Here is a 25,069-nt window from a genome sequence, read left to right on the forward strand (position 1 = left end):
TTGTACTGCGGTTATTTCTTCGGGCCGGTCTTCAGCCGCCGAGAATGCGTGAAAGGTAGCGGGCCACGGCCCGAACTGCGGCCATGGTGGTTGGATAGTCCATCCGTGTGGGACCGAGAATCCCCACCTTGGCGCCGGAGCCATAATCCGTTGCCACGACGGATGCCTCTGCCAAGCCGTCGTAGGGGTTCTCCCGGCCGATACTTACAGTCACGCCACGGGGGTCATCGCCCATATCCGACAACAACCGGAGCATGACAACTTGTTCCTCCAAGGCCTCAAGCACAGGCCCGATGCTCAACGGGAAGTCCACGTTGGAGCGGGCAAGGTTGGCTGTACCGGCCATCAGGATGCGTTCCTCACGGCTGTTGTCGCTGAGCGCTTGCAGCCCATGCCCCAGGACCTGCGCCAGGCTTCGAAGCTCCGGCGGGCAAAGTGCCACCACCGAAGGAAGAACTTGGGGCAACAGCGCGAGTTGCGTACCCGCGATGCTGCCAAGGAACCGGGACCTCAGAAGCATCAGTGCCTCGTTGCTCACGTCCGATCCTGCATCAAGGACCTTCTGGCCAACGCTGCCGGTGTCCGCGATCAGAACAACCAGGACCTGCTTGGGAGCCAGGAGCACGAACTCGACATGGCGGACCAAAGCGCGGTTTGAATGCGGGTACTGCACGACGGCGACCTGGTTGGTCAGCTGCGAGAGGAGCCTTGCGGTGCGCTCCAGGATGTCATCAAGATCATCCGGTCCCTCTAGGAGCGAATGGATAGCACGACGCTCCGCGGCCGACAGCGGCTTGACCTGCGAGATGCGGTCCACGAACAGGCGGTAGCCCTTGTCTGTGGGAATCCTGCCGGCACTTGTGTGGGGCGCAGCGATGAGGCCTTCCTCTTCGAGGACAGCCATGTCATTCCGGATAGTGGCACTTGAAACACCAAGATGGTGACGCTCAACGAGGGCCTTGGATCCGACAGGCTCGCGGGAATGCACGTAATCCTCAACGATGGCACGCAGCACTTCCAGCTTGCGTGGCTCACTCATTGCTCCACCTCCTGACGGGTATCAAGGTCCTTCGACCGGACGCCGCGGGGACTCGACGACTCCCCGCACTTAGCACTCAACATGCCCAAGTGCTAACAAGTCTAGTATGAGCCAGTGCGTTGCTAGCATTGAAACCGGCCGCCGAGTTAACAGGCGGACAGCGCCGGCATCAGTTGCGCCCGGTACGAATTCCAGCACCACCCAGCATGAAGAGGTAGGAATCCCTTGGCTTTCGACAATTGGGGCCCGCAGGACATGACTGCTCCGGCTAAACGCCAACTTCCTGAGGTAGCTGTCCAGAGGGGAATGGTCCTCGAAGACGTGCAGTCGGGATGGGTGGGCGAAGTAACCCGCGTTGAAAAGTCCGGCGGAATGCATGTGGTGTCCCTGGAGGACCGGCGCGGGAAAACGAAGTCGTTCCAGCTTGGATTCGGTTTTCTCCTGGAGGGGCAGGCGATCCGCCTCATGCCACCGGCCGCGCGCGCCGCTGCCGCAACCACCCCGGCGGCACGTACCGCGTCCGGATCAGTGAGAGTGCAAGGCCACCGCGCCCAGGTAGCGAAAGCCAGCCGGATCTGGGTGGAAGGTAAACACGACGCCGAACTGGTAGAAAAAGTCTGGGGTGACGACCTCCGGGTGGAGGGCATAGTCGTGGAACCTCTGCACGGCGTAGACGACCTCAAATCGGCCATCGCCGCTTTTAGCCCCGGCCCCGGCCGACGACTCGGCATTCTGGTGGACCACCTTGTCCCGGGCTCCAAGGAGTCACGCATCGCCGCAGAAGCCATGACAGTACCCGGTGCTGCCGGAAACGTGCTGATTGTGGGCCATCCCTACGTTGACGTCTGGCAAGCCATCCGGCCGAAGGTCCTGGGCATTGAGCAGTGGCCTGCAGTGCCGCGCGGCATCGACTGGAAGACCGGAATACTCAGCGCGTTTGGTTGGCCTCACGAAACCGCCGAGGACATTGGCCTGGGTTGGCAAAGGCTCCTCGGTGCCGTGCGCAGTTACGCAGACCTCGAAGCCTCGTTGTTGGGCAGGGTGGAAGAAGTCATCGACTTCCTCACTGTTCCCTGATGAACACCGCTTGAGGACACGGTCCCGGCAGGACAACCTTGGCGCCCGGCGGGGCGTTGGTCCCGGGAAGTCCCCGCGACAACGTATTCTGGGACAGCAACACCGCAGCATCTTTACAGCAAAAGGAAGACACCGTGTCAGAGAACGCTCCTGAAGAACCGGGCAGCGCCGCAGGCCAGCCCCAGTACCATGGCGCGCCTGCCAACGCTCTCCCGCTGACGGCCAGCGAGGACCGGCAGTGGGCTACCTTGGCGCACTTCGGCGGCATCCTGGGATGCCTGCCGTCCCTCCTGATCTACCTGATCTTCCGGGACCGTGGACCGTTTACGGCCCAGGAATCAAAGGAAGCACTGAACTTCACGCTTCCCCCCACCATTGCCGCAGTACTGGCCAACATTCTTGTGCTGCTCCCTGTTGTGGGCAACATCTTCGCCGTGATCGCCACCGGAATCTGGGTTGCCCTGACGTGCTTCTCGGTTTCCGCCGGTATCCGCGTCAATCACGGGCAACCGCACCGCTATCGCCTCAACCTGCGCTGGATCAAGTAGCCAGCCCGGCCGGCGGCCGCGCGATGGCCGTCAGTCCGGCAGGATGCGTCTGACCACAGCGTCCGCGAGAAGCCTGCCCTTCAGGGTGAGAACCAGGCGTCCTTTGAACGCTGCTACAGGATCCACCAACTGATCCGCAATGAGTCCGGCCATGGCATGCCTGCCCACTTTGTCCAAGGCATCCACTGACAAACCAGTCCCGAGCCGCGCCTCAAGCATGATGCGCTCAACTTCCCGGGTGTCGGCGTCGAGCGTTTCCCGCCCAGCGGCCGGCGACGTTCCGGCAGCCAACCGTGATGCGTAGGCGGTGGGGTGCTTGACGTTCCACCATCGGACGCCGCCGACGTGCGAATGCGCTCCGGGACCAATGCCCCACCAGTCATCGCCCCGCCAATAGGCGAGGTTATGCCGGCAAGCCTGCTCGGGAGTAAGCGACCAATTGCTGACCTCGTACCACGTCAGGCCCGCTTCGGAGATCATCTGGTCGGCGAGCTCGTACTTGGCAGCGTGGTCGTCATCGTCGATTCCGGGGACTTCGCCACGACGTATCTGGGCCGCAAGCTTGGTGCCCTCCTCCACTATCAGGGCATATGCGCTGATGTGGTCCGGACCATAGGACAAGGCCGTCTCCAGGGACAGTCGCCAGTCCTCCATGGACTCGCCCGGTGTTCCATAAATAAGATCCAGGCTGACAGCCAGGCCGGCCTCACGTGCCCACTGCACTACAAGAGGCACGCGGCTTGGAGTGTGCGTTCGATCCAGTACCTTCAAGACGTGCGGCACTGCCGATTGCATGCCAAAAGACACTCGCGTGAAACCGGCATCAGCCAGCAATTGCAGGGATTCGCGGGTCACGGAATCCGGATTGGCTTCAGTGGTGACCTCGGCTCCAGGCTCCAGCCCCCAATGCCCGATAGCGGCGCGCAGTATCCGCGCCAGGTCTTCGGCGGGGAGCAGGGTTGGCGTGCCCCCACCGAAGAAGACGGTACTCAGGGACCGGCGCGGGACACCTGAAGCATCAAGGGCAAGCGCCGCGAAGTCGAGCTCCGAAACGGCCGTGCCGGCGTATGCGTCCTGGGACGCACCGCCGCCGAGCTCCGTGGCCGTGTAGGTGTTGAAGTCGCAGTAGCCGCAACGGACCGCGCAAAAAGGGATATGGACGTAGAGCCCGAACTTGCGGTACTCGACGCCAGCCAGCACCTGCGGGGGCAACATGCCGTCCGCAGGCGCCGGATCGCCCAAAGGAAGGACGCTGGGCATCTACTTCTTGGCCTTGTCCTTGGACTCGTCGGTGGTCAGGGCAGCAATGAACGCTTCCTGGGGGACCTCGACGCGGCCCACCATCTTCATGCGCTTCTTGCCTTCCTTCTGCTTCTCCAGCAGCTTGCGCTTACGGGTGATGTCACCGCCGTAGCACTTGGCAAGGACATCCTTGCGGATGGCCCGGATGCTCTCGCGGGCAATGATGCGGGAACCGATGGCAGCCTGGATCGGAACTTCGAACTGCTGGCGCGGAATGAGTTCGCGGAGCTTGCCGGTCATCATGACACCGTAGGCGTAAGCCTTGTCCCGGTGGGTGATGGCACTGAAAGCGTCCACTTGTTCGCCTTGGAGCATGATGTCCACCTTGACCAGGTCGGCAACCTGCTCGCCATCGGCTTTCCAGTCAAGCGAACCATAACCGCGCGTCTTGGACTTGAGGATGTCGAAGAAATCGAACACGATCTCAGCCAACGGCAGGCGGTACCTGATCTCCACGCGGTCCTCGGAGAGGTAGTCCATTCCGCCCATGACGCCACGACGACTCTGGCAGAGTTCCATGATGGCGCCCACGAACTCGTTCGGCGCCAAAATCGTAGCTGACACCATTGGTTCGCGGACTTCGGAAATCTTGCCGGTGGGATACTCGCTGGGGTTGGTGACGTGGATGACCTTTTTGTCCTCGAGCGTGACCTCGTACTCCACGTTGGGTGCGGTGGAGATCAGATCCAGGTTGTACTCACGTTCGAGGCGCTCACGGGTGATCTCCAGGTGGAGCAATCCCAGGAAGCCCACGCGGAAGCCGAAGCCCAGGGCCGCTGACGTCTCGGGTTCGTAGACCAGAGCGGCGTCGTTGAGCATGAGTTTCTCCAGGGCATCGCGGAGCACCGGATAGTCCGTGCCGTCCAGCGGATACAGGCCGGAGAAGACCATCGGCTTGGCGTCGGCGTAGCCGCTCAACGACTCTGACGCAGGCTTGGCAAGGTTGGTGACGGTATCGCCGACCTTGGACTGGCGGACGTCTTTTACGCCTGTGATCAGGTACCCGACTTCGCCAACACCCAGTCCCTTGGACGGCGTGGGCTCCGGGGAGCTGACGCCAATTTCAAGGAGTTCGTGGGTGGCGCGGGTCGACATCATCTGGATACGCTCACGCGGGTGCAGCATGCCGTCCACTACACGGACGTAGGTGACGACGCCACGGTAGGTGTCATAGACGGAGTCGAAGATCATGGCCCGGGCGGGAGCATCGGGATCCCCCACCGGGGATGGAAGGTCGCGGACAATCTTGTCCAGCAGCGCTTCGACACCAACACCGGTTTTACCGGAAACCTTGAGAACGTCCTCGGGATCGCCGCCAATGAGGTTGGCCAGCTCCGCCGCGTATTTCTCGGGCTGGGCGGCCGGGAGGTCGATCTTGTTTAGCACAGGAATGATGGTGAGGTTGTTTTCCATCGCCAGGTACAAGTTGGCAAGGGTCTGGGCCTCGATGCCCTGTGCAGCGTCGACCAGGAGGACAGCACCTTCGCAGGCGGCCAAGGACCGTGAGACCTCGTAGGTGAAGTCGACGTGACCCGGAGTGTCGATCATGTTCAGGGCGTAGCTTGTGCCGTCCAGTTCCCAAGGCATACGCACTGCCTGGGACTTGATGGTGATGCCGCGCTCACGTTCGATATCCATACGGTCCAGATACTGGGCCTTCATGTCGCGTGATTGAACGACGCCGGTGTACTGCAGCATGCGGTCGGCCAAGGTGGATTTGCCGTGGTCGATGTGGGCAATGATGCAGAAGTTCCGGATGATGGCCGGATCTGTTGCGGCGGGCACCGGTGCGGTGCGGGCCATGGGAGACACGCAGGATCCTAACTGTCGACACTCACACGGCAATTATGCCGCCTGGCTATGGCCAACCGGATCGTGCCGCGCATCTGATCCTCTAGTGTCCCATGAACAGACGCTTCGCCGTGCATTGCCCGCGGTGCTCGCTGCGGCGCCGACGCTCATCGGCGACCACCCCAGGGCACGCCCGGGTCCTCCCTGGTTGTAGCGTTGTCCCATGGCTTTGGACTTGCGCCCACTCGGCAAACTCATCCTGCGGTCGCTCAAGGCATTGGGGGGCAGCAGCACAAAAGCCGCCTCCCCCTCAGGCACCCGAACGCAACAGACCCGGCGTCCCGGCGTCGGACTTCAACCGGGCGCCTATCCCGGCGACTTCCGGGGAACGGCCAAGCTGCACTACTCCCCCAAACCGGACGGGCTCCCGGATCCCGGCGAAATCGTGTGGAGTTGGGTGCCCTATGAGGAGGACCACTCACAAGGCAAAGACCGTCCAGTGCTGCTTGTTGGCCGGGACGGCAAATGGCTTCTGGGCCTCATGCTGACGTCCAAGGACCACAACAACGGCTCCAGGGCTGACGACTACGTTGATATCGGAGCCGGGCCCTGGGACCGGCAGGGGCGTCCCAGCGAGGTAAAGGTAGACCGCGTCATTCGGCTTGACCCCCAAGGTGTCCGGCGCGAAGGCGCCGTGCTCGGAAAGAAGCAGTTTCAGGACGTTTCCAAGGCCGTGCGCGCGCGGCACGGTTGGACCTAGCCACACGAATCTTGCTTTGTGCCGATTTCTGCTATCCTTTATAGCTGTGTGTCCGTGCAGGTCGACGGCCACACATGGTTGGCTGCCATAGGCATCCCCACGCCGCTCAGTCGATGGCCAACCTGACAACCCTCTAGACCATTTCCGCATTAAAAAGAGAGTTCATACGTGGCTAATATCAAGTCCCAGAAGAAGCGCATCCTCACCAACGAGAAGGCTCGCCTGCGTAACAACGCTGTCAAGTCCGAGCTGAAGACGGCCATCCGCGCCGTTGCCACCGCCGTTGAGTCTGCTGACAAGGATGCTGCTGGAACTGCACTTGTTGCTGCCAGCCGCAAGCTGGACAAGGCTGTCAGCAAGGGCGTTATTCACAAGAACAACGCTGCAAACCGCAAGTCGGCGATCTCCAAAAAGGTCAACGCACTCTAAGGTTTTCCAGTTCGACTGAGCTGATCAAAAGGCCGGCACCCTCGGGTGCCGGCCTTTGGGTTTAACCGCGAAGCCGGGTTGGCTGATGCTTCCGCCTCAGCGCCGGCTGGAGGCCATGGCTATCACGGTGACGGCATGCTCCACGGCGTAGACAGGGTCACGCGACTCACCCTTCACCTGGGCATCCGCTTCTGCGATGACCTGAATCGAACGAATGAGCCCCTCCGGCGTCCATCGCCGGACGTCCCGTTGCGCCTGCTCAACCAGCCATGGTTGCATTCCCAGATTCTTGGCGATGCTGGCTGAGGACCCGTTCGCTCCTGCCACTTTGGCCAAGGTCCGCAACTTGGCCGCGAGGGCGGCCACCAAGGGAACCGGGTCCACCCCTGTGGCCAGGGCGTGCCGGAGAGTGGACAATGCCAAAGGTGCGTTGCCGGCCATCGCCGCATCGGCAACCTTGAATGCCGTAGCCTCTACCCGGCCGCCGTAGTAGCGCTCCACCGTGGCTGCGTCCACAGCGGTGCCGGCATCGGCGATCAATTGGTTGCAGGCCGCGGCGAGCTCCGAAAGATTGGCCCCGACTGCGTTGACCAGGGCTTGGACCGCCTCGCCGTCGATCCGACGACCCCCTGCCTTGAACTCTGAGACGACAAAGGCAGTCTTATCCGCGTCCTTCTTCAGGGGCTGGCAATCGATGACCGGCCACCCCGCCGATTTTACGGCGTCCAGCAACTTCTTTCCTCGCACGCCACCGGAGTGCCGCAGCACCAGCACGACGTCCTGTTCCGGATGGGAAAGGTAGGCAAGGGCATCGGAAAGGAAAGCATCGTTCATAGCTTCCAAGCCCTCGACCTCAATAAGCTTGCCCTCGCCGAAGAGGGAAGGCGTAACGGTCATTGCCAGGGAACCGGACTCGTAGGATCCTGCGTTGAGCCGGCTGAGCTCAACGTCCGGTGCCGCCGCACGTACCTGGGATCGGATGCGGTCCATGGCGCGAATACCCAGGTACTCCTCCGGCCCCACAATCAGGACGACTCCGGACGGCGCCGCATCCCGCCAACTGACGTTATTGGCGGGGACGCTCTTGGCCCGGGCGTTTTGGGCAGCAGCCACTGATGATTCCTTCCGGACGTTTCTTTGCAGTCTTCAAGTCTGCCATGAGTATGCGACGGCGGGCGGCGCCGGACACGTTCGGGCGGGCTTCTCCGCATCCTCCCTTGCGGGCATGCACCCGCTCCGCGCGCTCAAGAAGCACCGTCAGGACGTGGTGCACGGCCATGACACGGCTCACTACGCCTTCGGGGTGCAGAGCCATCCAGACCACCAAGACGGTGATGCCTGAAACAGCAACCATGGATGCCACCCCTGCCGGCCCATCAGCCCAAGGCAGGGCAGCACCCGGCAACGACGCGAAGAACCTCGCCAGGCCAGCGACAAGACCGGCGCTTGTCCCCGCAATGGCAATGGGAACCACCGCCAGCCAAGGATGGAACGCCGCAAGTGGCACAGCTATGGTGCCGAGGACGGTCACAGGAGCCACCAATGGTCCCGCCACCACATTGGCTGCAAGAGCATACGGAGTGAGCTGGGGCTGGAGCGCCACAATCACCGGCCCGCACAGAAGTTGCGCCGACAACGGCACTGCCATGCCGGCAGCCAACCAGCGGGGAATGCGTGCTGGTATCCACGATGCTATTCGCGCAGCCAACAGCACGATGCCCAAGGTGGCAAGGACGGATAGGAGGAATCCGACGTTCGACGCCATGGAGGGCTCAAGCAGCAAGAGCATCACCGCAGCGAGGCAAAGGAAAGTCAGGGACCTCCCGCGCAACCCTCCCGCCAGTGCCGTCAGTCCTACGGCTCCCATGACGGCGGCCCGCAAGACACTGGGATCCGGACCCACCATCAGGACAAAGGCGGACAGTCCACAAGCGGCGAACACTGCGGCCGCCGGCCGCGGCAACCGAAGGCATCGAGCCAACAGGATGAACCCACCCAGGATTAAGCTGCAATTCGCACCGCTGACCGCGGTCAAGTGGGTCATTCCGGTGGTCTTCATGTCCGTCTCAAGGCTTTCAGGCAGGGCGCTGGTGTCCCCGGTTACCATTCCGGGCAATAATCCTGCAGCGTCCGGGGGCAGCCAAGCTGCAGCGCTGAGGAACTGTTTCCGCAAGTGCGTGGCGGTTTGCCGCACGTCGTATCCTTCGCCCGTGATCACGGGCGGGGAAGCTGCGGATAGGAGTGCGGCATGGGATTGACCTACCCGTACCTCCTTAAGAGCTCCGGTGGTCCGTATTCGTTGCCCCGGCCGGACGTGCTGCCAACCGTCGCCGCCCACCACCACTACATCCGCGGAACCGCGCACCACCGTTCCTTCGGAGGTGAATTCCACCAAGCCCGCCGGAACCGTCCACCTGCTATCTCCCGAATGGCCCCGCGCGGGCACCTCAACGGGGCTGCCGGTGACCAGGAGATGGATAACAACTCCTCCACCGGTCTCCGCTGCCTGCGCAAGCGGCCCCTGCTCGCGCTTGCCAGCAGTCGCTGCACAATGAACAGCCACCACGGCTCCCAAGACACAGGCCAGTGCAAGGGTTGCCGAGATGGTTCTACCGCGTTCTTGTGAAGACTTCGGGTGGCGGCGCCGCGGCATCAGGAGTGCTCCCCCTGCCAATGCCATTACTCCCGCCAAAGCCAACGACCACGCGGCTTCAATAGCACCGCCAGCCAGCGCCACCACCCACACCAACACGACTGTGGGCACGAGCCTGAGATCCGCGCGTTTTTGCGCAGTTTGGTGAGGGGAGGCCTTACCCACCCTGTACCGTCACAAGGTTCTGCAGTGACTCCATGAGTTTCGGGCCTATGCCGTCAATCGCGTCCAACTCCTCCACTGACGCGAACGGGCCATGTTCTTTCCGCCAATCAACAATTCTCTGGGCCATCACAGGTCCCACCCGCGGCAGCGTACCGAGTTCTTCTACTGTGGCCGTGTTGATGTTTACCTTTGTTCCGCCAGCCCCGGACGGGCCGGCGGCTGTACCACTCCCACCTGAGAAGGCACCCGAAGCCGTCTCTTCAGCCATCGGAGCCTGGGGTCCCTCGCCAACTACTGGTACATGAATTTTGACGCCATCCCCGAGGACCGCTGCAAGGTTGAGCCCGTTGAGGTCAGCGTTGGCCGCCGCACCACCGGCTGCGTCAATAGCTTGGAAGATTCTGCTCCCCTCCGGAAGTGAAACGACCCCGGGCCTCTGCACGGCGCCAGCTACGTGCACCAACACGGTGCCCGCTGTCTCCAGGGCACCTGAGGCCGGGGTACCGGACGGAGGGCTCGAATCCGGCTGCTGCACAGGCTCCATTGCGGCCGCATCAGCGCCGGAGTCGCCACCGCCGCCAGCCGACATTGAGGCGCCCAGCGATTCCGACGTCAGTCGCCCGGCGGCAGACTGCCACAACTGCCACGCAATCAACGCTGCCCCGACAACCAGCAACAGGACAGCGACCCTCCATGGAGTGCGCCAACGGAGCCGCCCACCGGCGGTCACGGGGCCGGGTGCCTCCTCATCTGGCAATGGCTCAACGTCAGGCGAGTCCGGTGCCGACAATGGCAGCAGCGGGGAAGGCTGTGCGGCGCTAGCCAGATGGGAGGCAAAGCGTTGCCGGACTGCCGCCGATGCGGCATCTGGGGAAGCATCCCGGTTCCAGCGTGGCATGGGAAAAGCCTACGAAGGGCACCATCATTACGGCACGGATCATCTGGACTATGTGGATAAAGAGGCCACCCGGAACTAGTCCGCTGGCGTACTGCTCTCCCCCACGATCACCGCGAGGACTCCCAGACCCGCGTGTGCGGCCAAGACGGCTGGAAGAACACTGATTTGGGGAGGCGGGCAATCCTGGCATTTCTCGCTGAGCCGTGCCGCCAACGTTTCCGCCTCTGCAAGATTGCCGAAATGGTGAACCGCCAACCGTTGCTGGCCCGGGGGTCGTGACGCTACATCTGCTGCAACGATCTCCTCCAAGCGTGCCACCGCGCGCACAGCTGAACGCACCTTTTCGAGCGGAACTATCCTGCCGCCGTCGACCGCCAGGATGGGCTTGATGGCCAGGACCGTACCGAGCAGCGAGGCTGCGGCACCGATCCGTCCGCCGCGCCGCAACTGCTCCAGGCTCGGTACGTAGAAATACACTTTTGTCCGCGCCATGCGCTTCTCCGCGAACTCGCGGACCTCGGCTGCACCTTGACCTGTCGCGGCTGCCACCACGGCGCTCTGGACTCCCATGCCTTGGGCCATGCCCACTGTGCGGGAGTCCACCACTTCCACGGGGATAGTCACACGCTCGGAAGCCAATCGTGCTGCATCTGCGGTTCCGGACAATTCGGAGGAAAGGTGGATGGAGACCACAGCCTCGAAACCACGGCGCTGGGCGGCGAGGTAGGCCTGCTCGAACTGGCCGGGTGAGGGGCGGGACGTCTTCACCGACGCTCCCGAGGCCAAGGCGAGAGACAGGGTCTGTGTGATGTCGTCTTCGCCCTCGCCGTAAATTTCGTCCCCGACCATGACGGGCATGGGAACAACCGCCAGGCGTCCGTCGGCGGCAAAAGCCGCAACCCAGTCAGCCGGGAGTGCGGCCGCCGAATCGGTGACAATTGCTGTCCTGACGACGGCGGCCATCGGCTTGTCGGCGACGGGAACCGGCGAAGGCAATTGCCGGAGGCGGGACACTCTTTCTTTGAGCCATATCCATGCGGGTGGTTCTCGCTCAGGCACGCAACCTCCAAAGATGATGGCCGGCCGCCGGCACGATGCCGGCGGCCGTACTATCCCTGCTAGGCAGGGACGATGTTCACCAGTTTAGGTGCCCGCACGATCACCGTGCGGATGCCGCGGCCGTCCATAGCGCGCTGGACGTTTTCCGAGGCCAGTGCAAGATCCCGCAGGGCGTCCTCGGTGATGTCCGGCGAAACCTCCAAGCGGTCGCGCACCTTGCCTTGGACCTGGACCACGGCGGTCACTGTGTCCTGCACCAGCAATGCTTCGTCATGCTTGGGCCAACCCGCGTTGGCAACAGAAGCGGGGTGTCCCAGAGCGTTCCAAAGGTCTTCGGCAGTGTAGGGCGCAAAGAGGCTCAGGATGACCGCGACGGCCTCTACAGCTTCCCGAACAGCCGGGTCAGCGGCACCAGCACCTGAATCAATGGTCTTGCGTGTGGCATTGACCAATTCCATCAGGCGCGCTACCACTACGTTGAACTTGTTGTTGTCCAACAGTTCAGCGGCGTCGGCGATGGTCTTGTGGGTCACGGTGCGCAAGGCGCGGTCACCAGTGGCCGGGTCAACACCCGGCTCGCTACTGACGTCCTGACCGAGCCGCCACGCACGGGCCAGGAACTTTGCCGAACCCGACGGCGAAACGTCCGCCCAGTCGACGTCGTCCTCCGGCGGCGAGGCGAAGATCATGGTGAGGCGGACCGCGTCCACTCCAAACTTGTCCAGCTGCTCGCCGAGGTCCACACCGTTGCCCAAGGACTTGCTCATGGCTTTGCCGCCGTTGAGCACCTGCCCTTGGTTGAGCAGCGCAGAGAATGGTTCGTTGGCTTCGATCAGGCCGATGTCCTTGATGACCTTGGTAAAGAAGCGGGCGTAGAGCAAGTGCAGGATTGCGTGCTCGACGCCACCAACGTACTGTCCCACAGGCATCCAGTTGTTGATCTTCTCGGGGTCGAAAGGACCTTCGGTGTAGTCCGGTGATACGAAGCGCAGGAAGTACCAGGACGAGTCGACGAACGTATCCATGGTGTCGGTGTCCCTCTGGGCAGCACGGCCGCAGTTGGGGCATTCAACGTTGACCCACTCGACGGCGGCAGCCAGCGGCGAGGTCCCCTTCGGCGACAAAGCTTCACCGCGCAGGTCGTCGGGCAGCCTGACGGGCAGCTGGTCGTCAGGGACAGGCACTTCGCCGCATTCACCGCAGTGGATGATCGGGATGGGCGTACCCCAGAAGCGCTGGCGGCTCAGGAGCCAGTCGCGCAGCCGGAAGTTGACGAACTTCTCGCCGGTTCCGAGCTTCTCAAGGATCTCAATGGCTGCAGGAATACCTTCGGATTTGGACAGGCCGTCCAGCTCGCCGGAGTTTTTGAGAGTGCCCTCGCCTGCGGTAGCTACGCCGGTTTCCAGGGGGTCGTCGTCGCCGGTGTCCAAGACTGCCCTGACGGGCAGGTCGAAGGCCTTGGCGAAGTCGAGGTCACGCTGGTCGTGGGCGGGTACGGCCATAATGGCGCCCGTGCCGTAGTCGGCCAGAACGTAGTCCGCGGCCCAGACCGGGAGCTTTTCGCCGTTGAGAGGGTTGATGGCGTAGCGACCGGTGAATACGCCGGTCTTTTCGCGCTCTGTGGACTGACGCTCTATTTCGGAGAGTGCCTTGACCTTCTCGCGGTAGGCCATGAGTTCGTCATGCTGTTCCGGTGTCACCAAGTCCAGGGCCAGATGTGCGTCAGCAGCTACGACAAAGAACGTCGCACCATAGAGCGTGTCCGGGCGGGTGGTGAACACCGTGACTTCACGCTCGGCGCGGTCTTCGGTGGCTTCGATTGCGAAACGCACATGCGCGCCCTCCGACCGGCCGATCCAGTTGCGCTGCATGGCCAGGACGCGCTCAGGCCAGTGCCCCTGCAGCTGCTCCATGTCCTCAAGCAGGCGATCTGCGTAGTCGGTGATCTTGAAGTACCACTGGTTCAGGGACTTCTTGGTCACGGCCGTTCCGCAACGCTCGCAGGCGCCGTTGACGACCTGCTCGTTCGCGAGGACGGTGAGGTCCTTGGGGCACCAGTTGACCGGCGAGTCCTTGCGGTAAGCCAGGCCGCGCTCGTAGAAGCGCTTGAACAGCCACTGGGTCCAGCGGTAGTACTCAGGGTCTGAGGTGTGGAGGCGGCGTGACCAGTCCGCCGAGATGGCGTAGCGCTTGAAGGAGGCGGCCTGCGTGTCGATGTTGGCATACGTCCACTCGCTGGGGTGGGCGTTGCGCTTGATCGCCGCGTTTTCCGCCGGCAGGCCGAACGAGTCCCAGCCGATGGGATGCAGGACGTCAAAGCCCTTCTGACGCAGGAAACGCGCCACGACGTCGCCCATCGCAAAAGCTTCGGCGTGGCCCATGTGGAGGTCGCCGGAGGGGTACGGGAACATGTCCAGGACGTAGCGGCGTCCCCGCGAGCCGTCGTCGGCAGGCGTGAACACCTTAAGGTCTTCCCAAACCTGCGGCCACTTGGCTTCCATCGCAGCGAAGCTGTAGACGCCTTCTTCAGGCGCTTCAGCTGCGGCTGCCTGTGCTGTTCCGGTCTCTGTCTCCGGCTGAACGCTCACTGCTGCCCTCTTCTGTTCTTCGATGGCGGTCTTGACTCCTGCTGTGGCCCCGGAAAGCCCCGGACACACAAAAGCCCCTCGACAACGGAGGGGCGGCCGCACGGCTGTTGATTGCCGGGCGGCTAGCTAAGCAGAAGGATCGCACGCATACCAATACCTTACCCCACCAAACCCGTGGGCTGGGTGCAAGACGTGCGTACGCCGAAAGAGGTTCCGGGGACTCCCCGCCATGGTGTGGTGAGCACCGCGAAACGGGCGGGCGGGAGTCCCCGGAACCTCTGTCGAGGGAAGACTACTTCACATCTTCGTCGACCCAATCCATGGACTTGGTCACGGCCTTCTTCCAGAGTCGCAGCTGTCGCTCCTGCTCCTCGGCGGGCAGCTGCGGTTCCCAACGCTTGTCCTCACCCCAGTTGGCACTGAGCTCGCCGAGGTCCTTCCAGAACCCAACAGCCAAACCTGCTGCGTAGGCCGCACCGAGGGCTGTCGTTTCGACGACCTTCGGACGAACCACGGGCACGCCGAGGATGTCGGCCTGAAACTGCATGAGGGCTTCGTTGGCGACCATGCCGCCGTCGACCTTCAACTCCGTGAGCGGAACGCCCGAGTCGGCGTTGACGGCGTCAAGTACCTCGCGGGTCTGGAACGCCGTAGCTTCCAAGGCAGCACGTGCAATGTGGCCCTTGTTGGCAAAGCGGGTCAGTCCCACGATGGCTCCGCGAGCGTCAGCACGCCAGTACGGGGCGAACAGTCCGGAGAAAGCCGGGACAATGTAGACGCCGCCGTTGTCGTCGACGCCTGCGGCGAGTTCCTCGACCTCCGGAGCTGAACTGATCATCCCGAGGTTGTCACGGAGCCACTGGATCAGCGAACCAGTGACCGCGATTGAGCCTTCAAGGGCGTAGTGCGGAGCGTTATCGCCCAGCTTGTAGCCCAGGGTGGTGAGCAGTCCGTTCTTGGAATGGACAATCTCTTCGCCTGTATTGAAGATCAGGAAGCAGCCCGTGCCATAGGTGTTCTTCGCCTCGCCGGCTTGGAAGGCAGCCTGTCCGAACGTGGCTGCTTGCTGGTCGCCAAGGATGCCAGCCACGGGAACTTCGCGGAGCAACTGCGAGGTGTGAACGTGGCCGTAGACCTCCGAGGAGGACTTGATGCCGGGCATCATGGACGCCGGCACACCGAAGACGTCGAGAATCTCCTGGTCCCACTGGAGCGTCTCGAGGTCCATGAAGAGGGTGCGCGAAGCATTCGTGACGTCGGTGACGTGCACACCTCCGTCCACGCCGCCGGTCAGGTTCCACAGAACCCACGCATCGGTGTTGCCGAACAGGAGGTCGCCGGCTTCCGCACGCTCGCGGGCGCCTTCGACATTGTCCAGGATCCACTTGATCTTGGTGCCGGAGAAGTAGGTGGCAAGCGGCAGGCCGACCTTCTGCTTGAAGCGCTCCACCCCGCCATCCTTGGCCAGTTCATCGACGATCGGCTGCGTGCGCGTGTCTTGCCAGACGATGGCGTTGTAGACAGCTTCGCCCGTGTTCTTGTCCCAGACCACCGCAGTTTCGCGTTGGTTGGTGATACCCACGGCGGCAATGTCGTGGCGTGTCAGGTTCGCCTTGGACAACGCCGACGCAATGACCTCACGGGTGTTGTTCCAGATTTCGGCCGGGTTGTGCTCCACCCATCCTGCTTGCGGGAAGATCTGCTCATGTTCCATCTGGCCGGTGGAAACGATGTTCCCAGTGTGGTCGAAGACGATGGCACGCGAGCTGGTGGTGCCCTGGTCGATGGCGATGACGTATTGATTCATGGTGACGTCCTTGTCTTAGTGTTTTTGTGAGGTGTGCGGTTGCGTGCGTGCGATGAGTGCAGGATCAGCCGGCCAGGGCAGGCATGATGTCGGGTACCCAGGTGGCCACAAGGCCGGCAAGTGCACCACCGACCAAGGGTCCTACGACAGGAATCCAGGAGTAGGCCCAGTCGCTGGATCCTTTGCCCTTGATGGGCAGCAAGGCGTGGGCGATGCGCGGGCCGAGGTCACGTGCCGGGTTGATGGCGTATCCGGTGGGTCCACCCAGCGAAACGCCGATACCGACAACCAGCAGGGCAACAGCCAGCGGGCCAAGGCCCGAGGGGGTGCCACCGAATGTCAGGATGACGAAGACCAGGACGAACGTGCCGATGATTTCGGTGATGAGGTTCCAAGGCGTTGAACGGATGGCCGGTCCGGTGGAGAAGGTTCCCAGCTTGTTGGCTGCCAGGGGTTCTTCATCGAAGTGCTGCTTGTAGGCGAGCCAGCAAACAACCGCACCGAGGAAGGCACCGAGCAGTTCGCCGCCAAAGTACGTCAGGGTCGATCCAAACGTCACGGCGACGTCAGGGGCGAATTCCTTGCTGCCCTTGGCCAGGAGGCCCAAGGTGACAGCCGGGTTAAGGTGTGCACCGGACTTGGCGGCCACGAAAACGCCCGCGAAGACCGCAATTCCCCAGCCCCACGTCACCATCAAGAATCCACCGTTGTTGCCCTTGGTGCCTTTGAGCGCAACGTTGGCCACAACGCCGCAACCCAGAAGGGTCAGCATCATGGTTCCGAATACTTCGGAAAGGAAAACAATTCCAAGAGACATCTTTGACTCCTCATTTTTCTGTTGTCAGCCTCCTCGCGGGTTGAGGAGGCCGTTGGACGGCCCTGTTGTCCGGAACCGTCCCGGTGTGGTCTGCCCCTGAAGGGCCTACCTACCCCTTTTCCGCCCCTTACCGCACGCTGGGACGGTCAAGCCTTTAGTGCTGTTTGCTGTCAGGCTACGAGACTGTGCACGTCAACCTTGTGGAACCGCTGAAGTACTTCCTGGGCGTGGCGGATTTCGGATTCACGGACCGCGGCATCCCAGCCAAGGGGCCCGGCAAGCGCGGCGGCCATCTCATTGAGCAGTTCCCCCGTGACCAGTCCACGGAACGCCAGCGACGTCCTGCGGATCAGAACATCAACCAGGTGTCCGATCTGCTCGTTTTCCGCCATGAAGGCCAGCTCGCGAACACTCAGTTCACGGGTGGACCGCAGTGGCGTGTCGTGTCCTGCGTTCAGGTACTCGATAACGGCTTCGGCCCGTGTTCCATACCGGGTCAGCAGGCCGGCAACGCGATCTGCGTCCAGCCCCGGTCCCATGTGCTTCTTGATCCATTCCTGTTCGCCCTGGGGCGTTGCGGGGAAGCCTGCACCGCCACCGATGGCGAGTTTCGCCGTCGAGACTTTCCGTTCGATGCCAAGCTCGCCCAGGACGTCGTTGGTCATGTGCTCGGCCAGAGCGCGGAAAGTGGTCCACTTGCCGCCCACCAGGCTGAGAACGACGGCGGCCTTGCCGCCGGGCGTTGTCGCGGCACCCTCGCCGGAGTGGACACTGCGCTCGATGCGGTAATCACGTGAGACGAAGCCGGGCTGGGTGGCATCGTGGCGTGGCAGGGGCCTGACACCGGCGAAGCTGTAAACGATCTGGTTCCGGTCCACGGTGATGGTGGGGAACACATGACCCACCAGGTCGAAGAAGTAGTCGATCTCGTCTTCGGTGCACACGGCGTCTTCGGACATGTCCGCGTCCACGTCGGTGGTTCCTACCAGTACACGGTCCCCCATGGGGTAGATCAGGACGATGCGGCCGTCCGTGTGCTCGAAGAAGATCTCCCGGCCGTTGCACGCGGCAAGCAGTTCCGGGTGGTCGAGGACGATGTGCGAGCCCTTGGTACCACCCATGAACTTGCTGGCGGCACCCATGGCCTGGTTGGTGAGGTCCACCCAGGCGCCCGTGGTGTTGACGATGACGTCCGCTTGGAAATCGAATTCCTTGCCGGTCAGTTCGTCACGAAGCCGCACGCCGTCGGTACCCATGGACACGAGGGAGACGTAGTTGCTGGCCCGGGCGCTTCCACCGGGAAGCCCGCCACCACGGCCTGCTTTCTCGCCGTCCTGCAGGACGTCGAGGGTCAAGCGCTCCGGGTTGTGAACGGATGCATCAAAGTAGGTTGCTGCGTATTTGATTCCGGAGTGCAGCTTGGGGAGCTCTGCAAGGGCCCTGGTCCGGCCACGGAACTGGTGCCTGGGGACGCTTCCACCGTCACGCGAGAAGAAGTCGTACATGCTCAGGCCCACCTTGATGAGGAAGGCGCCGCGCTCCTTGGGCTTGCCCTGCTTGTGGGTGAGGAAGCGCATAGGTGCGGAGAGAATGCCGGAGAAGGTGCTGAAAATCGGGATGGTGGTCTGCAGCGGCTTAACGTAGTGCGGTGCGATGCGCAGCAGCCTGTTGCGCTCGACGACCGATTCCTGCACAAGGCGGAATTCGCCGTTCTCGAGGTACCGGATACCGCCGTGGATCATGTGGGAAGAAGCACCGCTGGCGCCCTGGCAGTAGTCGCCGCGCTCAACCAGTGCCACGTCTACGCCTTGAAGCGCCAGATCACGGAATGTTCCCACGCCGTTGATGCCACCGCCGATGATGAGCACCTTTGCCGAGGGCCGTTCCTGCAATGCGACCACCGCCTCACGCTGCTGTGCGTGATGCGAAGTACCGGAAATCCTGTTCTGTCCCAAAACTGCTCCCTTGGGCTTGGTTCGTGCGCCGCGCCGCTCGCTGCTGCACCGTTCACCACTAATCTTGCGAAGGTGGAAAATGGAGTCAAGCTATTTGCACAAACGTGCAGTAAGGAAATGAGATGGCACGATCACGTCACTCGGATGCGCTCCGGGCTGCACAGATGTATTACCTGCAAGACCTGACCATGGACGCCATCGCCCGGGAGCTCCGGACGTCCAGGTCAACGGTGTCCCGGCTGCTCTCCTCAGCCCGGGAAACCGGCCTGGTTCAGGTCCAGATTCGAAGCCCGTTCGATACCGGTCCGGAGTTGGAAAGCCAGATCAGAAACCAGTTCGGCGTTGACGTCCACGTGGTTCCAGTCCTTGACACTCTCAACGAGGCCGAAACCCTGGACCGCGTGGCTATGCAGGCAGCCCGGACGATCGGGCCCCTGGTTGACTCGAACGCCATCATCGGCGTTGCCTGGGGCGCCACCCTCAGCGCGGTCAGCCGTCACCTGACCCGGAAGGTGACACACGACAGCATCGTGGTCCAGCTCAACGGCGCCGGCAACATGCAGACCACGGGCATCACCTACGCAAGCGACATCATGCGCCGCTTCGGCAGCGCCTACGGGGCCAGGGTGGAACAATTTCCCGTCCCGGCTTTTTTTGATCACGCAGCAACCAAGACGGCCATGTGGAATGAGCGCAGCGTTCAACGCATTCTTGATTTGCAGTCCCGGATGAGCATCGCCATCTTCGGTGTCGGATCCGTGGACTCGGATTACCCGAGCCACGTGTATGCCGGCGGATACCTCGATGAGCACGACCTCACCGTGCTGGCGGCCGACGATGTGGTGGGGGACGTCGCCACGGTCTTCTTCAGGAGCGACGGATCCTCGCACGGCATCACCCTGAACGAACGGTCCACAGGGCCCAGCCATGAGCAGCTCAGGCAGGTCAGGCGCCGGATCTGTGTTGTGTCCGGGGCTTCCAAGATCAACGGGCTGCAGGGGGCTTTGGCGGCAGGGCTTGCCACGGACCTGATTCTCGACGAGGCCTCGGCCCGGCGCCTGGTCAGTTTCAACGGCCAGCCCTAAAGCTTTCGAGCGAGGAATGGGTAGAGTCTTTGCTATGAGATCCCCTGCCCGGCTGGCATTGAACAATGGCGTACAGATGGAGGCCCTGGGGTTCGGGCTTTACAAAGTGCCGCCCCAGGACGCTGACGCCCTAGTGGCCACGGCTTTGGGCGAAGGATACCGGCGCTTCGACACCGCGGCGATGTACGGGAACGAAGTTGGCGTGGGCCGAGGGATTGGTGGCGCTATTGGAGACGCCGCGGAAGCCAACACCGGGACCGGCGCGGGTGGCTCGGGCGAATCCGTGCACACTCTTTCACGCGAGGACGTATTCGTCACTACCAAGGTCTGGAACGACGACCAGGGCTACGACACAACGCTGCGCGCGTTCGACACGTCGATCTCCAACCTCGGACTGGACTACGTGGACCTGTACCTCATCCACTGGCCATGCGCCGGCCGGGGACTCTTCGTGGAAACATACAAGGCCATGGAAACCCTCTACCGGGAGGGCAAGGTGCGGGCCATCGGCGTTTCCAATTTCCAGCCTGCCCATCTTGAGGAACTCATGCAGAAGGCAGAGGTTGTCCCTGCCGTCAACCAGATCGAACTGCACCCCTGGCTGCAGCAAACCAGGCTGCGCACGTTGCACGAACAGCTCGGAATCCGCACCGAAGCATGGAGCCCCTTGGGCCGCGGACACGTACTGGCAGATCCCGCCATCCTGGCGTTGTCGGAAAAGTACGACAGGACTCCGGCGCAGATCATCCTCCGGTGGCACCTCCAGCTGGGAAACCTGGTCATCCCCAAGGCCAGCTCGGCCGGACGGATCAAGGAGAACATCGCTGTCTTTGACTTTGTCCTGGATGACGCCGACATGGACGGCATCGCTGGACTCGAACGCCATCATCGAACCGGGTCCCACCCCGACAACGTGAACTAGGAACAGCCGCATGGAAAAAGTGGACACCGCGCATACGCCCGACGGAGCGCAGGCCCCCAACCAGTTCTTCAGCAAGTCGTTGCCAGGCCGTACGGTCGCCTCCGACGTGGAAGTGGACGGCAGCAGCGTCGCCTACTGGACCTACGAACCCGTGTCCACAACGCGGGCGACACGGACCATCCTGGTCATCCATGGTTTCCGGGGCGATCACCATGGATTGCTTCGCGTGGCGGACCAACTGCCTGAAATGCGGATCATCATGCCGGACTTGCCGGCGTTCGGAAGCTCGGAACCCTTCCTGGAAGACGAACACACCGTTGAACGGTACGGCCAGTTCATCGCCGGCTTCATGGATGCCCTCGGCCTGGGTCCCAAGACCGTCCTGCTGGGCCACTCTTTTGGATCCATTGTGGCCAGCCACTTCGCCGCCTCGCATCCAGGCGCCGTTTACCCGTTGATCCTGGTCAACCCCATAGCCGCGCCGGCACTGGAGGGTCCCAAGGGGATCATGACCAAGCTCGCGGTCCTGTACTACCAGGCGTCCGCCAAGCTGCCACGGCGTATCGGACTGGCAGTCCTCCGGAACCGCGCGATTGTCCGGGTCATGAGTATCACTATGGCCAAAACCAAGGACAAGAGCCTGCGCCGGTTCATCCATGGGCAGCACGACGCCTACTTCAGTGCGTTCGCCGACCGGAAAAGCCTCTTGGAATCGTTCAAAGCCTCGGTCTCGGGCACCGTGGCCGACGTTGCCGAACAACTGAGCCTGCCCGTGCTGCTCGTGGCCGGCGAAAAGGACGAAATCGCCACGCTGCCCAACCAGCACAAACTGATGGAACGCCTGCCGGACGCAAGGCTGGAAGTGATTCCCGGCGTCGGGCATCTCATCCACTATGAGACGCCGGTCCCGGCGGCAGCAGCCATCCGCAGCTTCCTGGAGGAACATTCCGCGTGAAAATTGTCATCGACGCCCGCTTTACCAGGACAGACCACCACGATGGCATCAGCCGATACGGTTCAAGCCTGATAGCAGCAACATCCAAGCTCGCGGATGTCACCATGCTGATCAACGACAAGCGCCAACTGGCCCTGCTGCCGGACGTCCCTTACGTCATGGTGAACAGCCCGTTGTCCCCGCTGGAACTGTTCGTTGCGCGCAAGGTCAACCCCTTGGGCGCCGACGTCGTTGTGTGCCCAATGCAAACCATGGGTACGTTGGGCCGCCGCTACGGCCTGGTCCTCACGCTCCATGACCTCATCTACTACGAACACCCCACTCCCCCTGGCTTCCTCCCCGCACCCGTGCGACTGCTGTGGAGGCTCTATCACAAGGCTTATTGGCCACAACGGCTCCTGCTCAACCGCGCGGACATAGTGGCAACCATCAGCCGCACCACTGAGTCACTCATAGCCAAGTACAAGCTGACCAAGAAGCCTGTGCGGATAGTCGGAAACGCGCCCCAGCCTGGCCAGACACCGCGCAATCCCACTGACGGCGCTGACAAGACCCTCCTCTATATGGGGTCGTTCATGCCGTACAAGAATGTGGAAACCATGATCCGCGGCATGGCCGGGCTGCACGATTACAGCCTGCATTTGCTCAGCCGAATCACACCGCAACGCCGGACGGAATTGGAAGCCCTTGTTCCTGCGGGCGCTACGGTCCATTTCCATAACGGTGTGACCGACGCCGAATACGAGGAACTTCTGGCGCGGGCTACTGCGCTCATCAGCCTTTCGCGGGCTGAAGGATACGGTTTGCCGCTGGTTGAAGCCATGGCCTTGGGGACCCCGGTCATCGCCAGCGACATTCCGATCTTCCGCGAAGTCGGCGCTGACGCAGTCAGCTACGTGGACCCGGAGTCGCCCGCTGCCTTCGCTTCCGCCGTGGCGGAGCTGGGCGATGACACGTTGTGGCAGCAGCGCTCCCACAGGTCCGTGGAACGGGCGGCTGAGTTCAATTGGGACGAATCCGCCAGGCAGTTGTTGGCCGCGGCCGAAGAGGTCGTGGCCCTCCGCAAGCGCTAGAGGACGTCAACGCCGTCGAGCCGTAGCTGAACCGGTCCCGATATGCGCTTGGCTGCGCTTGCTGCCTTCACGGCGCGCATGGCACGGGTTGCCTCAGCAGCATCCCCATAGGGAATGAAGTAGAGCGTGCGGACGTCGGGTTCCGTGTCTCCGGGCGAATCCTGGGAGGCGCTGCCGAACAACTGAACGGGCGCCGGACCGGCACTGCGGAGTTTGCTGCCCGACGGCACGTGGATGGTGGCTTCCAGGGCGTCGGAAAAATGTACGACGTCGGCCCTGGAGCCGGTCACGGAGGCCACCCGAACTGCCGGTGGCAGCTGCAGTTCCTTTCGAAGGGCAAGCTCGCGGGAAGCGTAACCGGGAGCATCCCACCGCAACAATGCCCCCGTGGCGGCGGTGTCATCTGCGGTGATTACGACGAGGCCACCTTGCCGGGCCGGCCGAACCAGGGCCGCAGCATTGAACCAGCGACGGACCGTGTCCTCCCCTGCCCTCAGGTTTTCACGGCGGAGCAGCGAATTGCCGTCCAGCAAAACAGCAGCTGAGTACCCGTGCGGTGCCACCGGTTCCGCACCTACGGTGGCCACTACCAACGCGGCCGAATCGGGCACGGTTGCCTTGATGTGTTCGCCGGAGGAGGTCACCACGGCTTTCCCTGGGAAAGCCCGGCCCAATTCCTCGGCCGTTCTCATGACGCCAGCGGCTCCCCTGCGCAACTTGGTTCCGCTGCAATGGTTGCAACGCCACTGCGGGGCCGGTGATGAACACCATCGGCATGCAGGGAGGGCGGAGTTGCTTGAGACAGCCAAAGGCCCTTGGCATGCGCTGCAGCGGGCGAGCTCCCGACAGGCCTCGCACACCAGCGACGGAGCGTAGCCTGCACGGGCCACCTGCACCAAGACCGGGCCCCGTTCCAGGCCCTCCTTGGCCGCACGCCAGGCCGCGCCCGGCAAACGGGCAATGCGCGCCAGCGGGTCACGTTCCTGTTCAAAGCTGTCGGCCGTGTTGAGGACCCGGGGCACCGTAGAGCGGACGACGGTGCGCGGCGCTTCAATAGGCACCGCCCATTGCATTTCCACCAGGCGCTGAAGCTCGGTGCTTCGGCTGTGGGAGGCCATGAGACAGGCAGCGTTTTCCTGCTCAGCCCGAAGGAGCAGGACTTCGCGCGTGTGTGCGTAGGGAGCGCGCTGCTCGATGTGGAGGTCATCGCCGTCGTCCCAGCACACCACCAGCCCAAGGTCACGCACAGGTGCGTAGGCAGCCGAGCGGGTGCCGATGGCCACACCGGCCGCGCCGCTGAGAAGCCGAAGGAAGTTCCTATAGCGCGGCGTCTGGCCGTCATCGGCCGTCAGCCGGGCAATGTCTGATGGTGCCAGGACCTTGGAGAGTGCGGCTTCAAGTTGATCGAGGTCCCGGTAGTCAGGCACCACTACCACCGCGCCGCGACCTGAAGAACGGACGGCAGCAACTGCCGATGCAACCAAGGCGGGCCAGCCGTCGGAGCCGTAGCCCTGCAGTGCGGTGAGCACGGCTTTAGGAGAACCACCGCCTGCCAGGTGGTGCACAAAAGGCGCACCATTGGAGTACATACCCCATGCGTGGGCGTCCAGCACACCATCCGGCGTGGCGTGCTCCAACAGCAGGTCTCCGGACAACAGCTCCTTCTCCACCTTGGCAACCCGCGGCGGAACAGCAGTCCGGAGGACATCGCTCAGGGTTCCGGAGTAGCGGGCCGCGATCGAGCCCGCCAGCTCAGCGATCGCCGGAGTCAGGACTGCCACAGGCGAGACCACTTTGTGAAGCGTCGTCAGCGGGTGGGCCGCATCCGACGACTCGCGCCGCTCAATGACGTAACCGTTCAGTTCCTGTCCGTTGAACTTGACCTTCACACGGACGCCGGGTACCGCTGACTCAGCGAGTTCGGCAGGCACGCTGTAGTCAAAGGGCCTGTCCAAATGGGGCAGGGAGGACTCGAGCACCACCCGGGCAACAGGATTCTCGGCGGCCAGCCGGGGGCCGGTGACCGGCGCCCGGTCGGGGAATCCTTGCAACAACGAGGGCTGAAGCAGCGACGGCTGGGTCTCTTTTCCGGCCATGCTCTTCACCTCCAACTCGTCGCTCGGGAACATCTGAACACCAACAATGA

Annotated in this window: 20 protein-coding genes; 8 read left to right on the plus strand and 12 right to left on the minus strand. The window is 62.8% G+C overall.

What is annotated here, in order from left to right:
- Window positions 1-31: 31 nt before the first annotated feature.
- Window positions 32-1,039 carry a heat-inducible transcriptional repressor HrcA gene (hrcA, locus tag ACFRJ9_RS04525; RefSeq protein WP_377664879.1) on the minus strand — a complete coding sequence of 336 codons (1,008 nt, stop codon included), beginning with the start codon at window positions 1,037-1,039 and terminating at the stop codon, window positions 32-34.
- Between the two features lie 225 nt (window positions 1,040-1,264).
- Between hrcA and ACFRJ9_RS04530 the strand changes: the two genes are divergently transcribed.
- Window positions 1,265-2,116, plus strand: a complete 852-nt coding sequence (locus tag ACFRJ9_RS04530; protein ID WP_377664881.1) for a DUF3097 family protein — start codon at window positions 1,265-1,267, stop codon at window positions 2,114-2,116.
- 134 nt (window positions 2,117-2,250) lie between these two features.
- Window positions 2,251-2,664: a DUF4870 domain-containing protein gene (locus ACFRJ9_RS04535; RefSeq protein ID WP_377664883.1), complete on the plus strand. Its 414-nt coding sequence runs from the start codon at window positions 2,251-2,253 to the stop codon at window positions 2,662-2,664.
- Window positions 2,665-2,694: 30 nt separating this feature from the next.
- Here ACFRJ9_RS04535 and hemW read toward each other — a convergent pair whose 3' ends face one another.
- Together hemW and lepA are read right to left on the minus strand one after the other, a co-directional pair.
- Entirely contained in the window at window positions 2,695-3,924 is a 1,230-nt protein-coding gene (gene hemW / locus ACFRJ9_RS04540; RefSeq protein WP_377664885.1) for a radical SAM family heme chaperone HemW, read from the minus strand.
- On the minus strand, window positions 3,925-5,778 hold the full coding sequence (gene lepA / locus ACFRJ9_RS04545; protein WP_377664887.1) for a translation elongation factor 4: 1,854 nt from the start codon (window positions 5,776-5,778) through the stop codon (window positions 3,925-3,927).
- Window positions 5,779-5,980: 202 nt separating this feature from the next.
- Here lepA and ACFRJ9_RS04550 point away from each other — a divergent pair, with 202 nt between their 5' ends.
- Complete coding sequence (locus ACFRJ9_RS04550) at window positions 5,981-6,517, plus strand: type II toxin-antitoxin system PemK/MazF family toxin (protein WP_377664889.1); 537 nt, start codon at window positions 5,981-5,983, stop codon at window positions 6,515-6,517.
- A gap of 168 nt (window positions 6,518-6,685) precedes the next feature.
- A complete protein-coding gene (rpsT, locus tag ACFRJ9_RS04555) occupies window positions 6,686-6,946 on the plus strand; it encodes a 30S ribosomal protein S20 (protein ID WP_231342946.1) in 261 nt (86 codons plus the stop codon).
- Between the two features lie 96 nt (window positions 6,947-7,042).
- Here the strand turns inward: rpsT and holA are convergent, their stop codons facing one another.
- The 8 genes from holA to ACFRJ9_RS04595 form a co-directional block, all read right to left on the minus strand.
- Window positions 7,043-8,059, minus strand: a complete 1,017-nt coding sequence (holA, locus tag ACFRJ9_RS04560; RefSeq protein WP_377664892.1) for a DNA polymerase III subunit delta — start codon at window positions 8,057-8,059, stop codon at window positions 7,043-7,045.
- Window positions 8,013-9,710: a ComEC/Rec2 family competence protein gene (locus ACFRJ9_RS04565; RefSeq protein WP_377664894.1), complete on the minus strand. Its 1,698-nt coding sequence runs from the start codon at window positions 9,708-9,710 to the stop codon at window positions 8,013-8,015. Before ACFRJ9_RS04565 ends, holA begins: the two co-directional genes overlap by 47 nt.
- A 46-nt stretch (window positions 9,711-9,756) precedes the next feature.
- A complete protein-coding gene (locus ACFRJ9_RS04570) occupies window positions 9,757-10,662 on the minus strand; it encodes a ComEA family DNA-binding protein (protein WP_377664897.1) in 906 nt (301 codons plus the stop codon).
- 75 nt (window positions 10,663-10,737) lie between these two features.
- Window positions 10,738-11,721: a DegV family protein gene (locus ACFRJ9_RS04575; protein ID WP_377664899.1), complete on the minus strand. Its 984-nt coding sequence runs from the start codon at window positions 11,719-11,721 to the stop codon at window positions 10,738-10,740.
- A 59-nt stretch (window positions 11,722-11,780) separates the two neighbouring features.
- Entirely contained in the window at window positions 11,781-14,309 is a 2,529-nt protein-coding gene (leuS, locus tag ACFRJ9_RS04580; RefSeq protein WP_377664902.1) for a leucine--tRNA ligase, read from the minus strand.
- A 292-nt stretch (window positions 14,310-14,601) separates the two neighbouring features.
- Entirely contained in the window at window positions 14,602-16,116 is a 1,515-nt protein-coding gene (gene glpK, locus ACFRJ9_RS04585) for a glycerol kinase GlpK (protein WP_377664904.1), read from the minus strand.
- A 64-nt stretch (window positions 16,117-16,180) separates the two neighbouring features.
- Window positions 16,181-16,933, minus strand: a complete 753-nt coding sequence (locus tag ACFRJ9_RS04590; protein WP_377664906.1) for an MIP/aquaporin family protein — start codon at window positions 16,931-16,933, stop codon at window positions 16,181-16,183.
- Window positions 16,934-17,103: 170 nt separating this feature from the next.
- The gene (locus tag ACFRJ9_RS04595; RefSeq protein WP_377664908.1) at window positions 17,104-18,888 is read right to left on the minus strand and encodes a glycerol-3-phosphate dehydrogenase/oxidase; all 1,785 of its coding nucleotides are present in this window, start codon (window positions 18,886-18,888) and stop codon (window positions 17,104-17,106) included.
- Between the two features lie 122 nt (window positions 18,889-19,010).
- On the opposite strand from ACFRJ9_RS04595, the gene ACFRJ9_RS04600 reads away from it, so the two are divergent.
- The 4 genes from ACFRJ9_RS04600 to ACFRJ9_RS04615 are packed head-to-tail and all read left to right on the plus strand — an operon-like array spanning window position 19,011 to window position 22,923.
- Window positions 19,011-19,973, plus strand: coding sequence for a sugar-binding transcriptional regulator (locus ACFRJ9_RS04600; RefSeq protein ID WP_377664910.1), 963 nt, complete (start codon window positions 19,011-19,013; stop codon window positions 19,971-19,973).
- A 34-nt stretch (window positions 19,974-20,007) separates the two neighbouring features.
- A complete protein-coding gene (locus ACFRJ9_RS04605; RefSeq protein ID WP_377664912.1) occupies window positions 20,008-20,895 on the plus strand; it encodes an aldo/keto reductase in 888 nt (295 codons plus the stop codon).
- Window positions 20,896-20,905: 10 nt separating this feature from the next.
- The gene (locus tag ACFRJ9_RS04610) at window positions 20,906-21,850 is read left to right on the plus strand and encodes an alpha/beta fold hydrolase (RefSeq protein WP_377664914.1); all 945 of its coding nucleotides are present in this window, start codon (window positions 20,906-20,908) and stop codon (window positions 21,848-21,850) included.
- The gene (locus ACFRJ9_RS04615) at window positions 21,847-22,923 is read left to right on the plus strand and encodes a glycosyltransferase family 4 protein (protein WP_377664916.1); all 1,077 of its coding nucleotides are present in this window, start codon (window positions 21,847-21,849) and stop codon (window positions 22,921-22,923) included. Before ACFRJ9_RS04610 ends, ACFRJ9_RS04615 begins: the two co-directional genes overlap by 4 nt.
- On the opposite strand, the gene ACFRJ9_RS04620 is transcribed toward ACFRJ9_RS04615, so the two are convergent.
- On the minus strand, window positions 22,920-25,019 hold the full coding sequence (locus tag ACFRJ9_RS04620) for a primosomal protein N' (RefSeq protein WP_377664918.1): 2,100 nt from the start codon (window positions 25,017-25,019) through the stop codon (window positions 22,920-22,922). The genes ACFRJ9_RS04615 and ACFRJ9_RS04620 overlap by 4 nt on opposite strands.
- Between the last annotated feature and the right edge of the window lie 50 nt (window positions 25,020-25,069).

This window comes from Paenarthrobacter sp. NPDC056912 (assembly GCF_042786555.1).
Taxonomy (GTDB): Bacteria; Actinomycetota; Actinomycetes; order Actinomycetales; family Micrococcaceae; genus Arthrobacter.